This is a genomic window from Kitasatospora sp. NPDC001095 (assembly GCF_053598615.1).
This window is the reverse complement of sequence record NZ_JBSFKQ010000016.1, coordinates 92,907-105,855: the sequence shown is the minus strand read 5'-3', so window position 1 is coordinate 105,855 and position 12,949 is coordinate 92,907. Positions and strand designations below refer to the sequence as shown.

The window sequence follows — 12,949 nt, the reverse complement described above, 5'->3', positions numbered from 1 at the left end:
AGCCGTTCGACTTCACCTACCGCGACTACGGGAAGGCGCTCGCCTTCACCCCTCCCCGGCCGACGCGGTCGTCGACGTCGCGACCGCGCTGCCGGCCTCCGCCGAGCGGACCGCCGGCTGACCCGGCCGGCGGCGTGACGCGGCGGCAGCGGCAGCGGCGCGCAGGCCCGGGGCCGGGCTCGACAGGACCGGTGTGGCGGTCGTGGTCCGCTGCGCGGCCGCCGCCATGGACGCCTGGGCGAGGACGATGACGTCCGCCCCGTCGACGGCGTCGACGGCGGCGGCGATCGCGGACAGGTAGCCGGCGTGGTCACCGCTCTCGAACCGGTCCCAGGCGCCCTCGACCACCGTGGCCGTCACCGTGACCGGCCGGCCGGACCGGGCGGCCTCCTCCTCGACGAGGGCCACCGTCGGGCCCACGGTGCCGGCCAGGGCGGCGATCACCGCGACGCGCGTCGTGGTCCTGCCCCCGCCGGGCGCGGCGGCGACGGCCACCGCCGCCATCGGACGGTCGACGCGCAGCACGGGAACCCCCAGCGCCTCGGCCCGGGCCTCCGCGACCCCGCCGATCGTCGAGCAGGTGCACAACACCGCCGCCGCCCCCTCGGCGACCGCCGAGGCGAGCACCCGGTCGATGTCCCCCGCCACGGACTCGGGCCCGCCGGCCCGGGCCCCGGCCAGCAGCTCCTCGGACACGACGTGCCGCAGAGACAACCCGGGGTGGTCGCGGTCGCGCAGCGCGTCGAAGACCGGGACGTGGACGGACGAGGTGTGGAGCAGCGCCAGCATGCGCGCGATGCTAACGGCCACGGTCGAACGCCCGACCGGCCGGGTGAGGTGGTGTGCGGGTGCGGGCTGCGCACCCGCGGCACGGCCCTCGCCCCACCGCTCCCCCGCTTCCGGCCGGCCCCACTGGAGCACCTGCGGGCGGTGCCGCGAGGACGGCCCGGGGACGTACGGGAAGAGCGGGGGCAGGGAGCAGCCCGGGACGCCGTGGGGGCGGCGGCTCAGGGGGCGGTGAAGAGGCCGGGGAAGGACGGGGCCAGCCAGGGCCGGCGGCCCCAGGCGAGCACCTTGCCGCGGGCGATGGCGCCGGTGGTGGAGCAGCGGCCCAGGGCGAGCAGGAAGAACGCCACCGGTTCGATGAGGATCGTGCAGTCCGGGCGGCGCGGCGGTTCCTGGCCCACCACGACGGTGCCGTCGGTGAAGGTCACCGTGAACCCGCCCTGGCCGCGCAGCCGCAGCCGGTAGCAGGCGCTGTGGCCGGCGGCGGTGCGGGCGTCCGTCACCAGGGGCATGGCCGTGCGCAGGAACGGCATCGTCAGGGCGACGCGCCGCCGGTCGATCGGGTGTGGCCGGCCGAGGGCGACGGCGATGTCGTAGAGGTGGGCCAGCATGTGGGTCAGCAGGTAGGCGCCGAGGGTGTCCAGGTCCATCGGGCCGAGTGGGGTGAGCATCGGTTCGGTGCCGGTGCGCGGGCCGGCCGCCGCGGCGAACTCCCCTGCCTGCCGGGCGATCTGCTCCGCGAGTACGGCGGGGTCGCGTTCGGTTCGCTCGGCCAGTGAGGCGGCGTTCGCCGCGGCCAGCGCGCCCGGGGTGCCGTCGCCGTACGGCCGTTCCTCGCCGGCGGCCAGGGCGGCCATCAGTTCGTTGGCCATCGCCAGGTGGGCGGCCGCCTCGGCGACCGTCCACTGGGCGCCGGGGATCCGGGTGTCGCCGCGGCAGCCGGCGAGCAGGGGGACGGCCTCGTCGCCGACCGCGGTGACCGCCTCGAGCAGCGTGGTGCGCACGGCACCGGGAGAGTGCTGGGGGAACGTCATGGTGGTGAAGACTGGTCGAGTTGCGCACCGGTGTCCAGTGAAGTTGACAGGGCCTGGAGGACATGCGTTCCGGCGGCTCCTGCCCGGGCGGGGAGCGGGCGGTTGCGGGGCGGAGGGCCGGGCCGGTTCGCGAGTCCGCGTCCGCAGGCAACCCGAACGGCCTCCCATCGCGTCGAGCTGCCGTGAGAGGAAGAACGACACTGCGGCCGGACCGGCCGCCACGGCAGACGGGGACGGCACGGGCACCATGGCGGGGACGACGGCAGGATGACGAACGCGATACCTCCGGACTTCGAGGAGTTCGTCGCCGCCTGCGGGCCGAAGCTGCTGCGGACGGCCTGGTTGCTGACCGGCGACCCGCACCAGGCCGAGGACCTGCTGCAGACGGCGCTCGCCAAGGTGTGGCCCAAGTGGGCGCGCATCGCGCCCGACCGGCCCGAGGCGTATCTGCGGAAGGTCCTGGTGAACTGTCACGTCTCCTGGTGGCGGCGTCGCTGGACCGGGGAGCTGCCGCACGGGGAGATGCCCGAGCCGCAGCCGGAGGAGGACCCGTTCGAGGGGGTGGTGCTCGGCCAGGTGGTGGCCGAGGCGGTACGGTCGCTGCCGCCGCGCCAGCGGGCCGTGGTGGTGCTCCGTTTCTTCGAGGACCTGAGCGTCGAGGAGACCGCCGAGGTGCTGCGCTGCAGCACGGGCACCGTCAAGAGCCAGACGCACCGGGCGCTCGCCGCCCTGCGCGGACGGCTGCCGGCCCGGGAGCTCCTGCTGGACGGGGGACCTCGTGACCGGAACTGAGCTGCTCGACCCGTTCGGGCCGGGCGACGACGGGCACGACGAGGAGGAGCTGCGGGTCATGCTCCACCGGGCCGTCCCGGCCCTGGCCTCTCCGCAGGACCGGGTGGAGCGTGTCCTCGCCCGGGTCGAGCGGTCCAGGCGCCGCCGGCGGGCGGCCGGGCTCGCTGCCGGGCTCACCGTCGGCCTGGCCGCGGCCGTCCTGGCCGCGGCGCCCGCGCTCGCGCCGGGCCCGGTGCGGGGGGTGGGGCTGGGGCCCGCGGGCTCCGTGTCCGCCCCGGCGCCCGCGGTGCCGCCCGTCCAGGCGCCGACGGGGACTCCGTCCGTCCTTCCCGAGCCGACGTTCTACTTCCCGCGGTTGCCGGAGATGGTCGTCGCCCTGCCGGTGAACTGGCACGTCCTGGCCCTGACGGCCGCCGCGCCGCAGGACAAGTTCGGCTACCTCGGCACCCAGCCGCTGGGGCCGTCGTGCACCCCGGGCGCCGTCTACTGTCCGATCTCCGGGCTGCTGCCCGTGGATGGCGCGGTCGTCGGGTTCCGGCTGAGGGAGGACGGTCGGGGGCTGGCCGAGAAGCTCGGCCCGAGCCCGTCCGGGTTCAACGAGTCGGGCTACCTCGAGCAGGAGTGCGCCGCGCTCGGCGGCAACCGCGAGCTGGGCGGCCTGCGCGCCGTCGACCGCGCCGGCTCCCCGGTCGTGGTCGAGGTGACGGCCTGTCTGCGGCAGCCGTCCGAGTCGACGCTGCGGCAGGTGCGGCAGGTGTTCGACACCATCCGGTCCGCTCCGGCCGGCCGGCCCCCGACCACCACCGCCGTGAGCCCGGCGCCGACACCGTAGGGGACGGACCCGGGGAAGGGCGGCCCGGCCCCTCGCGCACCGGACGCGGGGCGCCGGGCCGGCCCGACAACCGCCGGTGGGGGCCGGTGCGGGCGCGCTGTGCCCGTCCCGGGCCCCGGTGGGCACAGCGGGCATGGCTGCGCCGCGGCCCGTCCCCCTCGACGGGCCGCGGCGCAGCGGCTTCACCGGGTGTCAGCGGGTGCCGGTCACACGGCCTGCCACAGGGCCGGGACGTTCGGTGGCTCCCAGCCGACCTGGGCGGTGTGGCCCTGGAGGCAGCGGTAGCCGACGCCGTTGTAGGTCACGACGTCGCCGGCCTGGTAGGTGGTGCCGGCGGCCCAGGTCCCGCCGGGGTCGGGGGTGCCCCCGCCGCCGACGGTGAGGGTGTACTGGGCGGTGTGGGTGGTGGTGCCGGCGGTGCCGGTGACGGTGATCTGGTAGGTCCCGCTCGCCGCGGTCGCGGAGGCGGAGAGGGTCAGCGTCGAGGACGAACCGGCTTGCACGGACGAGGGGTTGAAGCTCGCGGTGACGCCGGCGGGCAGGCCGGAGGCGGTCAGGGTGACGCTCTGGGCGGTGCCGGAGGTGACGGCGGTGGCGACGGTCGAGGTGGTGGTGGCGCCGGGCTGGACGGAGCCGGAGGCCGGGCCGAGGGTGAGCGAGAAGTCGTTGCCGCCGTTGCTGCTGCACGTCGGGTCGCCGGCCTGGGCGGGGACGCTGACGGCGTCCCAGGCGGCCTTGGTCCGGTTGAAGAAGGTACAGGTGGGGTCGAGGTTCTTGGCGGCGGTCAGGGTGGTGGTGCGGTAGCGCTTGTAGGTCATGCCGCTGGTCTTGAGCAGCATGCCGCCGTAGAAGACCTGGCCGGCCTGCTTGACGCCGATGCCGGTGACGGTGGAGTTGTTGCAGGTGGGGCTGGTGGGCTTGCCGCCGCCGGGGTTGGAGCCGTTGGACAGCAGGTAGAACCAGTGGTTGAGCGGGCCGGCCGCGGCGTGCACCTCGGTGCCGGGGATGGCGGAGGAGTAGCAGTTCGGGTCGTTGTTGACCAGGGACGGCTGGTAGAGGTTGCGGATCGGGCCCTGGCCGACCAGGTTGATCATGCGGCCGACCTGGTAGTCGGGGTAGTCGTAGGGCGCGGGCTCGTTGTTGTACTCCTTGGTGAGCGCGCCGAAGATGTCGCCGGTGCCCTCGCCGAGGCCGTTCTCGTTGTTGGCGCCGCCGGGGGTGTACTGGTCGATGCCGTGGCCGAACTCGTGGCCGACGACGTCCTGGGCGGCGATCCACTCGCCGCTCTGGCTGTGGCCGATGGAGACGGAGCTGCCGTCCCAGTAGGCGTTGACGTCGTTGAGGCCGACCTTGATCGGCCAGCTGCCGCCGTTGCCGTCGTGGCCGTTGCGGCCGAGCCAGTCGCGGAGCATGTCCCATTCCTTCTGGGCCGCCCACATGGCGTCGCCGCAGCCGGTCTCCTTGGTGGAGGGGCTGCCGTTGCCCCAGGAGTCGCTGGACTTGGAGAAGACCTGGCCGGTGCTGTAGTCGGAGCAGCTGAGGCCGGGTCGGTTGGGGTCGCGCAGCGAGTAGGAGCCGCCGGAGTTGGTGGTGCTGATGGTCAGCGGGCCGGGGCCGTTCCACTTGCTGTTGACGGTGCCGGCGCGGGCGTCGTCGTAGCTGTCGACGACTTCGCCGGTGATGGCGTCGACGAAGACGTGCAGTGTGCTGGGCGCGGATTCGGTGCGGCCCTTGAGGACGGTCTCCCAGGCGAGGCGGCTGCTGCCGTCCTTGACCCGGACGACCAGGCGGCGGGTGTCGACCGTGTCCACGGCGGCGAGCTTGGTGCGGGCGGTCTTCTCGGCGTGTTCGGCGCTGACCTGCGGGGTGGTCGGGGCGCCGAGGGGGCCGGTGGTGGCGGACTGCTGGGCGCGGACCTTGCCCTGGGCGTCGGCGAGGACGACCGCGTCGCCGCCGACCACGGGCAGGCCGTGGTAGGTGCGTTCGTAGGACACGGAGTAGAGGCCGCCGAGCCAGGGGGTGACGGTCTTGCGCTGGTAGGTCTCGTCGGGGCCCTTGGCCAGGGCGTCGAGGCCGGCGCTCGCGGCCGCGTCGGCGGCGTTGACGGCGTTGACGGCGGCGGCCGGAGCGCTCGGTGCCGGGGTGGGGGCGGGTGCGGCGGTGGCCGGCCCCGCGGTGGCGGCGATCATGCCGGCCAGCACGGTCAGGGTGGTCGCGGTGGTCAGCAACCGGCCTGCGGTGACTCTGTGTTGCATCGAGGCTCCTCGCGTGTGGGGGTCCTCGACCGCGGACTGCACAGGGGCTGGTGGCGCGCCGCGGGGCCGTGTGCGGGGACGGCCGTGCGGGCCGTCCGCGCTCGGGTGCCCGAACACTCACACGACGTCATGCCCGGGTCAATGCCTGGTGCGGGTGGGGCGCGGGGCTGGCGAATTCCGTCAAGCCGGCGGGTCCGGTTTTGCGCCAAGCTGCGGTTTTCCTCCAGTGGTTGATACCACATCAGGTGTCGGGCGGCGGCGCGGCGGGGCGGAGGGCGCCGCCCGCCGCCCGAAGGCCCGGCGGTGACAGGCTGCGACGACTGGGAGTGCGGTCCCCCGGCTCGTCCACGAAAAGGCGGGCACCAGGGTGCTCGATTCTTCTTCGAGGTCGAGGACGTCCACGCCCACCTGCGCTGCTACGCGAAGCGGGTGCGGGCCGACCCGCGGTGACGTGCCGTCAGCCTTCCCGCCGCCGCGGGATTCACCCAGGGCAGAACGCCGTGCTCTTCCCCCGGGGCCCGGGGTGCCTAGGCTGGAGGGGTGAGCACTCATGCGTCGAACGAAGCCCGCGTCATCCCCCTGCGTCCGCAGGCCTCGCCGCCCGCGTCCGGCGAGCGGCCCCGCGCCCGGCGGGATCCGCTGTGGCGCGACGTCGTCGGCGACGTGCTGCGGCGTGAGCGGCTCGCCCAGGAGCGCACGCTGAAGGATGTCGCCGAGGCGGCCCGGATCTCGATGCCGTACCTGTCGGAGCTGGAGCGCGGGCGCAAGGAGGCCTCCTCCGAGGTCCTCGCGGCCGCGGCCCGGGCGCTGGGGCTGGGCCTCGGGGACCTGCTCTCGCTCGCCCAGGACGAACTGACCCGGTACGCCCCGGGCCCGGCGGGCCGGGTGGGCCAGGCGGGGCGGGGCCGCACCTCGCCCCCCGGGCGCTACGACGGCCTCGCCCTGGCCGCCTGACCGGCCCCGGCCGGACCGGCGGCCACCCGAGGGTCAGGCGGGTGCGTGCCGCCGGTTCAGCACCTGGTCGGCGATGCCGTACGCGACGGCCTCCTCGGCGGTGAGCACCTTGTCCCGGTCCATGTCCGCGCGCAGCGTCGCCGCGTCGTGGCGGGTGTGCCGGGCGAGGACGTCCTCCACCTGCGCGCGGATGCGGACCATCTCCTTGGCCGCGAGGCTGAGGTCGGAGACCGTGCCCTGCCGGCCGCCGCTGGCGGGCTGGCCGAGCAGGACCCGGGCGTGCCGGAGCACGAAGCGCCGCCCCGGGTCCCCGCCGGCCAGCAGGACCGCCGCCGTGGAGGCCGCCTGGCCGACGCAGAAGGTGGAGATCGGCGCCTGCACGAAGGTCATGGTGTCGTAGATCGCCATCAGCGAAGTGAACGATCCGCCGGGCGAGTTGAGGTAGATCGAGATCTCGCGTTCCGGGTTCTCCGACTCCAGGTGCAGGAGTTGGGCGATGACCACGTTGGCGACGCCGTCGTCGATCTCGGTGCCGAGGAAGATGATCCGTTCGTTCAGCAGCCGGCTGAAGACGTCGTAGGTGCGCTCGCCCTGCGCGGTGCGCTCGATGACGTAGGGAACCGTGTACGAGCCCATGTCTACAGTCCGATCCGTCGGCGGGCGGCGGCCGGGCGGATGTCGGCGACCGACTCCACCACCTTGTCCACGAGCCCGTACTCCCTGGCCTGTTCGGCGGTGAACCAGCGGTCCCGGTCGCCGTCGCGCGCGATGGTCTGCTCGCTCTGCCCGGTGTGCTCGGCGGTGATCCGCTCGATGACCCGCTTGGTGTACTGGAGGTTCTCCGCCTGGATCTCGATGTCCGCGGTGGTGCCGCCGATGCCCGCCGAGGGCTGGTGCATCATGATCCGGGCGTTCGGCAGCGCGAACCGCTTGCCGGGCGCACCCGCGGTGAGCAGGAACTGGCCCATGCTGGCGGCGAAGCCCATCGCCAGCGTCGAGACGTCGTTCGGGACGAGCCGCATGGTGTCGTAGACGGCCAGCCCCGCGCTGACCGACCCGCCTGGGCTGTTGATGTACAGGCAGATGTCGGTGCGCGGGTCCTCGGCCGACAGCAGCAGCAGCTGCGCGCACACCCGGTTCGCCGACACGTCGTCGACCTGGGTGCCGAGCAGCACGATCCGCTGGGCGAGCAGCTGCGCCGCGAGGTGGTCGTCGAAGGCGCTGGGCGGGGTGTCGCCGTCCGCCGCGCGGGGCGGGGGCGTGGTGGGTGGAGTCATCTGACCTCTCCTCGTCGGAACGGGGTTGCCGTCGACTCCACTGTCGGCCCGGGAGGGCGCCCGGGGGCGGTTCCTCTGCCCGCAGCGGATTCGCCACGGGCAGACGGCGGCCGGTGGGCGCTCAGGCCGGGAGGGCCGGGAGGCGGTCCAGTGTGATCCCGAAGCGGGTGCGGTAGGCGCTGAGGGCCTCGTCGTCGGTGAGGGCCCGCTCGGTGCGCCCGCCGGCCGGGGTGGTGGTGATCAGGCGGCTGCCGCTGATGGTCACCCGGCCGCCGTCCGCGGTGGGCAGCGAGCAGGTCGTCGAGCGGGTGAAGTGGGAGTGCGGCGAGGTGGTCTGCCACCAGCAGGTCGGGGCGAAGTCGGCGAGCTCGTACGGGCGCGGGCCCAGGCGGTACTGCGGTGCGCCGTCCCGCAGGACGTCCAGGTCGCCGTGCCCGCCGGTCGGGAGGAGGGTGAACGCGCCCTCGGGATCGGCCTGTTCGCCGCGTTCGTCCAGGCGCAGCGGGTGGCGGCTGAAGCGGCCGAAGCCGACGTCGACCAGCCACGGCTCGTCGAGGTCGACCCGCAGGGCGAGGTGGTCGAAGGGCGGGCCGAGCCGTTCGCCGTCGAAGACGCGGGCGGCCAGCAGGCTCACCCGGTAGCCGAGTGAGGTGAGCAACCGGGCGAAGGCTCCGTTGAGTTCGTAGCAGAAGCCGCCCCGGCGGCGGGCGACGACCTTCTCCTGCAGGGCGGCGGGGTCGAGGTCGACGCGTTCGCCGAGGTGGATGCTCAGGTTCTCGAACGGGACGGTGCGCAGGTGCGCGAGCTGGAGCCGGGCGAGGGCCTGCGGGGAGGGTGTTCCGGGGTCGGGCAGGGCGATGCGGTCGAGGTAGGCGGAGCGCTGGGTGGCGGTGAGGCCGGTCGGCGGCTGCTCGGGGTGCGGTGCGTGGTTCATCCGGCCATTCCACCCGGGGTGCGGGGCGGGTGGCCATCGGCTGTTGGTCCTACGCCCCGCCGGGCGGGGGGCCATCGGCTGTTGGTCCTACGCCCCGCCGGGCGGGGGGCCATCGGCTGTTGGTCCTACGCCCCTCGGGGCGGGCCGCCGGTGGGGCGCCGACCGGTGCCCGGGGCCTGCCCTTTCGGCCCTCGCGGGGGCCGTGCCGGGGGCGTAGGGTCGGCGTGCCGGGCGGTGACGGAGGAGGCCGGGAGCGTGCGAGAGACCGTGAGGGGCTCGGCGGCGCCGACGCCCGGGGCCGCGCCGAGGAGGCGTGCGGCCCGGGGCCAGGACCCGGCGCCCGCCGCGCCCGGGCGGGCCCCGCACCCCGCCGAACTCGCCGCCCTCCAGCGGACGGTGGGCAACGCGGCCGTGACGCGCCGGCTGCAGCGCCTGGAGGATCCCGGGGTCAGGGAGCAGGCGCGGCGCGACGCCGCCGACCCCGTCTCGCACGGCGAGTGGGGCACGTTCCGCGAGGACATGGCCCGGGCGGGCTTCTCCCGGGACGTCACGGAGATCGCCTGGCAGCTCGTCCTCGGCGGCATCGCCGAACAGGGGCAGCTCAACGACGAGGCCATGGCGCGGTTCAGCGAGCGCCAGGCCCAGCGCGACCACCGCGCGTCGAACAGCTGGTACCAGGAGCTGGTGAAGGTCGTCGGCGACTACCTGGAGATCGACACGCCGACGCTGGCCCTGTGGTCGGGCGGCCGGGAACTCAGCGACTACGCCCGCGGCAAGGGCCACACCCCGCTGGAGGCCACCGCCTTCGGCGCGGTGGTCGACAGGCTGACCCTGACCCCGGACTGGATGCTCAAGACGCCGATGTGGAACGTCCTGTCCAAGGCCTTCGTGAGCCGCGCCCGCGGCCCCGTCCACATCTTCCTGCGGGCGTACGACCCGGAGAGCGTCCTGATCGCGCAGGAGGTGCCGCAGCTGCGCGTGGTCATGGCGCTCGACCCCGCGGTGCGGCTCGTCTGGCATCCGGTGTACGCCACGGACGACGGGAGCCTGATGGAGATCACCGGGCGCCTCGGCCTGGCCCCCGACGCGCCCTGCGCCGGCCGGGACGAGTGCGTGCGGATCCTCTACGACTACCTGCGCCTCGTCCACGACCCGGCCAACGACCACTCCCGGCGCGCCCACGCGGAGATGAGCGCCCGCCTCGCCGCCAACGGCACTCCGCAGTAAGGCCCGTGGGCAGGTCGGTAGGGTAGGTCGGATTCGGTACGGGAGTGGGGAGAGTGATGACCGACTCGAGGGAACATCGCGGCTGGATAGGCCGGTTGCTCGGCGGCCGCCGTGCGCGCGCGGGGCAGGACGCGCCGCCCGTGCGGCCCGTCGACGAGGACCCCAGGGCGTGGGCGCGCCCCGGGGAGCTGGTGGACCTGTCCTCCCTGCCCCCGCGGGTGGCCGAGGCCCTGGTCGAGGTCGCGGCGGCGATCGACGCGGCCGACCGGGCGCGCTTCGACGGCGACCGGGCCGAGGCCCACCGGCTGCTGCGCGGCGCCGTCACCACGGAGATCGAGCCCTACCGCCAACTCGCCGAGGAACGGCTCGGGGTGATGGTGAGCGAGGACGGCGACGTCGGGGAGGCCGTGGAGCTGTGGCTGCGCGCCGCCCGGGGCCCGGATCCCGAGCTGCGCCGTTCCGTCGCGGTCTACCTGGGCTCCATCCCGTTCGCCGACGGCGCGTTCCTGGTGAACGCCGATCCCGCGACCGTGCTGGCCCTGCTCCCCGAGGCGTGGGGCTTCGGGCGGGTGGGCGCCGCGGTGTACGAGGCCTCCTCCCACCGCCACCGGGAGGCCGGCCCCGCGGTGCGCCGCCAGCTGCTGGCACTCGATGCCCTCCGGTACGGGGACGGCAAGCTGGCCGCGCGGATCGAGGCCGTCCCGGTGGCGGACGAGCGCTTCCCTCGCCGGCGCGCCGAGTGGGCCAGCGGCGCCCAACTGGGCGGCTGCCGCTGGAGCGTGGTCGGCCACCGGGACGGGGTGTCGGCGCTCGCCGCGGTCCCGGTGCCGGTGGACGGCCGCGAGGTCGTGGTCACCGGCGGGGACGACGGCACCGTGCGTCTGTGGGACCTGGCCACCGGCGAGGCGGTCGGCGAGCCGATGGCCGACCACACCGGGCAGGTGCGCGCCGTGGCCGCGGCCGAGCTGGACGGCCGGGCGGTGGCGGTGTCGGTCGGGACCGACGAGGTCGTACGGGTCTGGGACCTGACGACGCGCCGGCTGCTGTACTTTCCGCTGGCCGGGCACTTCGACTGGGTGACCGCCGTGGACACGGCGGTGGTGCGTGGCCGTCCCGTGGCCGTCACCTGCGGCGACGACCTGAGCGTGCGGGTCTGGGACCTGGCCACCGGCCAGCCGGTCGGCAAGCCGATGCGCGACCCTTCCGGCCCCGCCGACCGCCGGACGGGCCGGCCGACGGCGCTGGTGACGACGGTGGTGCTGCGCCGGCCGGTGGCGGTGACCGGCGACTTCCAGGGGGTCGTCCGGGTGTGGGACCTCGCGAAGGGGCGTCAGTTCCTGCCGCCGGTGAAGACCGGGGGCGGCGCGGTGCAGGCGCTGGCCGTGGTGGACGTCAACGGCCGCCCGACCGTGGCCGTCGGCGCCTGGGACGGCACGACCAGCCTGTGGGACCTGGCGACGGCGCGCCCGGTGGGCGAGCGCCTCGTCGCCGCGCACGAGTGGCCGCAGGAGGTCGCGGCGGTGGCCACCGGGGCCGGGGCGGCGGTCGCCGTCAGCGACGACTCCGGCATGGTGCGGCTGTGGGACCCGGTCGGCGGGCGGCAGTTCGCCCAGGCCTTCGCCGGTCCCCGCGGCCGGACCCGGGCGCTGGCCTCGACCGTGACGCCGGACGGGCGGCCGGTGGTGCTCGTCGGTACCGACGACGGCCGGGTGCACCGCTGGGACCCGGCCGTCGACAGCGGCTCCGTGGGCAACCCGCGGCCCGGGCACGGCGACGAGGTGACCGCCGCGGCGACGGTCGAAGTCGACGGCAGGGCGCTGGTGGTCAGCACCGCCCAGGACGGCTCGGTGCGCCTGTGGGACCTGGCCACCGGCGCCGAGGCGGACACGCCCTTCGCCGAGTCCGGAGAGCCGGTGGAGGCGGTGGCGACGGCGGTGGTCGGGGGCCGGCCCGTGGTGCTCACCGTCGAGCCGTACGACAAGGCGGTCCGGCGGTGGGATCCGGCCACCGGAGAGTCGGCGGGCTCGCCGCTGGCCCACGACGACACCGTGGGCGCCGTGGCGACGGCGGTGCTGGACGGCCGGCCGCTCGCCGTCACCGGGAGCGCCGACGGCCTCGTCCGGGTCTGGGACCTCACCGCCGGGGAGGTCCTCCACGGGCCGCTGGCCGGGCACGAGTCCGAGGTGACCGCGGTGGCCACGGCGGTGCTGGACGGCCGGCCGGTCGCCGTCACCGCGGACGAGGTGACGCTGCGGGTGTGGGAGCTCGCCACCGGCACCGCGCTCGGCGAGCCGATCGACCTCCCGGGCGCCTCGCCGCGCGGCGGGGACGAGGCGGATGACGAGGACGACGAGGAGGACTGGGACGAGGCGTCGGCCCCGGACGAGGCGGATGAGGCGGACGGCGAGGAGGACTGGGACGACGACGAGGACGAGGACGAGGGCGACGGATCGGTCGTCGAGGCGCTGGCCACGGCGGTGGTCGACGGCCGCCCGGTCGTGGCGGCGGCCTGCGACGACGGCCTGGTGCACGTCTGGGACCTGGCCACCCGCGCCCTGCTCGGCCCGCCCCTGCGCGCCTCCGAGGACGACACCCCCGCGCTGACCACCGCCCGGGTCGCGGACCGCCCGGTCCTCGTCACCGGCGGCGACGACGGCACCGTCCGGACCTGGGACCTGGCCACCCTCGCCCCGGTCGGCCCCGACCTGGTGCTGCCGCTGCCGGTCGGCGCGCTGGCCACGGCCGCGGCGGACCGGCTGGTGGTCGGGTTCGGCTGGGAGGTCGGGGTGTTCCGCCTCGTGGAGTCCGCCGAGTCGGCCGAGTCCGCGGAGTGAGCCCGGGGGTCCGGCCCCGCGGGG

The 12,949-nt window shown here is 75.4% G+C and carries 11 protein-coding genes; 5 read left to right on the top strand and 6 right to left on the bottom strand.

Features of this window, described 5'->3' with window-relative positions; genetic code table 11:
- Positions 1-45: 45 nt before the first annotated feature.
- Together ACWDBB_RS16960 and ACWDBB_RS16955 are read right to left on the bottom strand one after the other, a co-directional pair.
- Complete coding sequence (locus tag ACWDBB_RS16960) at positions 46-789, bottom strand: aspartate/glutamate racemase family protein (protein WP_449790326.1); 744 nt, start codon at positions 787-789, stop codon at positions 46-48.
- A 218-nt stretch (positions 790-1,007) separates the two neighbouring features.
- Positions 1,008-1,820, bottom strand: a complete 813-nt coding sequence (locus ACWDBB_RS16955) for a maleylpyruvate isomerase family mycothiol-dependent enzyme (RefSeq protein ID WP_449790325.1) — start codon at positions 1,818-1,820, stop codon at positions 1,008-1,010.
- A 267-nt stretch (positions 1,821-2,087) separates the two neighbouring features.
- Here ACWDBB_RS16955 and ACWDBB_RS16950 point away from each other — a divergent pair, with 267 nt between their 5' ends.
- Positions 2,088-2,612 carry a SigE family RNA polymerase sigma factor gene (locus ACWDBB_RS16950; RefSeq protein WP_449790324.1) on the top strand — a complete coding sequence of 175 codons (525 nt, stop codon included), beginning with the start codon at positions 2,088-2,090 and terminating at the stop codon, positions 2,610-2,612.
- Complete coding sequence (locus ACWDBB_RS16945; RefSeq protein ID WP_449790323.1) at positions 2,599-3,444, top strand: hypothetical protein; 846 nt, start codon at positions 2,599-2,601, stop codon at positions 3,442-3,444. The genes ACWDBB_RS16950 and ACWDBB_RS16945 overlap by 14 nt, the downstream gene beginning before the upstream one ends.
- Positions 3,445-3,650: 206 nt before the next feature.
- Here ACWDBB_RS16945 and ACWDBB_RS16940 read toward each other — a convergent pair whose 3' ends face one another.
- A complete protein-coding gene (locus ACWDBB_RS16940) occupies positions 3,651-5,669 on the bottom strand; it encodes a M4 family metallopeptidase (RefSeq protein ID WP_449790344.1) in 2,019 nt (672 codons plus the stop codon).
- Positions 5,670-6,239: 570 nt separating this feature from the next.
- Between ACWDBB_RS16940 and ACWDBB_RS16935 the strand changes: the two genes are divergently transcribed.
- Positions 6,240-6,653, top strand: coding sequence for a helix-turn-helix domain-containing protein (locus ACWDBB_RS16935; RefSeq protein WP_449790322.1), 414 nt, complete (start codon positions 6,240-6,242; stop codon positions 6,651-6,653).
- Positions 6,654-6,686: 33 nt separating this feature from the next.
- Here the strand turns inward: ACWDBB_RS16935 and ACWDBB_RS16930 are convergent, their stop codons facing one another.
- The 3 genes from ACWDBB_RS16930 to ACWDBB_RS16920 all read right to left on the bottom strand — a co-directional run bounded on the left by ACWDBB_RS16930 (position 6,687) and on the right by ACWDBB_RS16920 (position 8,864).
- The gene (locus ACWDBB_RS16930) at positions 6,687-7,289 is read right to left on the bottom strand and encodes a ClpP family protease (RefSeq protein ID WP_449790321.1); all 603 of its coding nucleotides are present in this window, start codon (positions 7,287-7,289) and stop codon (positions 6,687-6,689) included.
- 2 nt (positions 7,290-7,291) lie between these two features.
- Positions 7,292-7,930, bottom strand: a complete 639-nt coding sequence (locus ACWDBB_RS16925; RefSeq protein ID WP_449790320.1) for an ATP-dependent Clp protease proteolytic subunit — start codon at positions 7,928-7,930, stop codon at positions 7,292-7,294.
- 121 nt (positions 7,931-8,051) lie between these two features.
- Positions 8,052-8,864 (bottom strand): arylamine N-acetyltransferase family protein, encoded by an 813-nt coding sequence (locus ACWDBB_RS16920; RefSeq protein ID WP_449790319.1) that lies wholly within the window; start codon positions 8,862-8,864, stop codon positions 8,052-8,054.
- 255 nt (positions 8,865-9,119) lie between these two features.
- Here ACWDBB_RS16920 and ACWDBB_RS16915 point away from each other — a divergent pair, with 255 nt between their 5' ends.
- Positions 9,120-10,091, top strand: a complete 972-nt coding sequence (locus tag ACWDBB_RS16915; RefSeq protein ID WP_449790318.1) for a hypothetical protein — start codon at positions 9,120-9,122, stop codon at positions 10,089-10,091.
- A gap of 56 nt (positions 10,092-10,147) precedes the next feature.
- Positions 10,148-12,925 (top strand): WD40 repeat domain-containing protein, encoded by a 2,778-nt coding sequence (locus ACWDBB_RS16910; protein WP_449790317.1) that lies wholly within the window; start codon positions 10,148-10,150, stop codon positions 12,923-12,925.
- Positions 12,926-12,949 lie beyond the last annotated feature (24 nt).

Bases quoted from the DNA above. Each gene is read 5' to 3' on its own strand.
- ACWDBB_RS16955 (WP_449790325.1), bottom strand. From the start codon at position 1,820: ATGACGTTCCCCCAGCACTCTCCCGGTGCCGTGCGCACCACGCTGCTC.
- ACWDBB_RS16920 (WP_449790319.1), bottom strand. From the start codon at position 8,864: ATGAACCACGCACCGCACCCCGAGCAGCCGCCGACCGGCCTCACCGCC.
- ACWDBB_RS16960 (WP_449790326.1), bottom strand. From the start codon at position 789: ATGCTGGCGCTGCTCCACACCTCGTCCGTCCACGTCCCGGTCTTCGAC.
- ACWDBB_RS16910 (WP_449790317.1), top strand. From the start codon at position 10,148: ATGACCGACTCGAGGGAACATCGCGGCTGGATAGGCCGGTTGCTCGGC.
- ACWDBB_RS16950 (WP_449790324.1), top strand. From the start codon at position 2,088: ATGACGAACGCGATACCTCCGGACTTCGAGGAGTTCGTCGCCGCCTGC.
- ACWDBB_RS16925 (WP_449790320.1), bottom strand. From the start codon at position 7,930: ATGACTCCACCCACCACGCCCCCGCCCCGCGCGGCGGACGGCGACACC.
- ACWDBB_RS16930 (WP_449790321.1), bottom strand. From the start codon at position 7,289: ATGGGCTCGTACACGGTTCCCTACGTCATCGAGCGCACCGCGCAGGGC.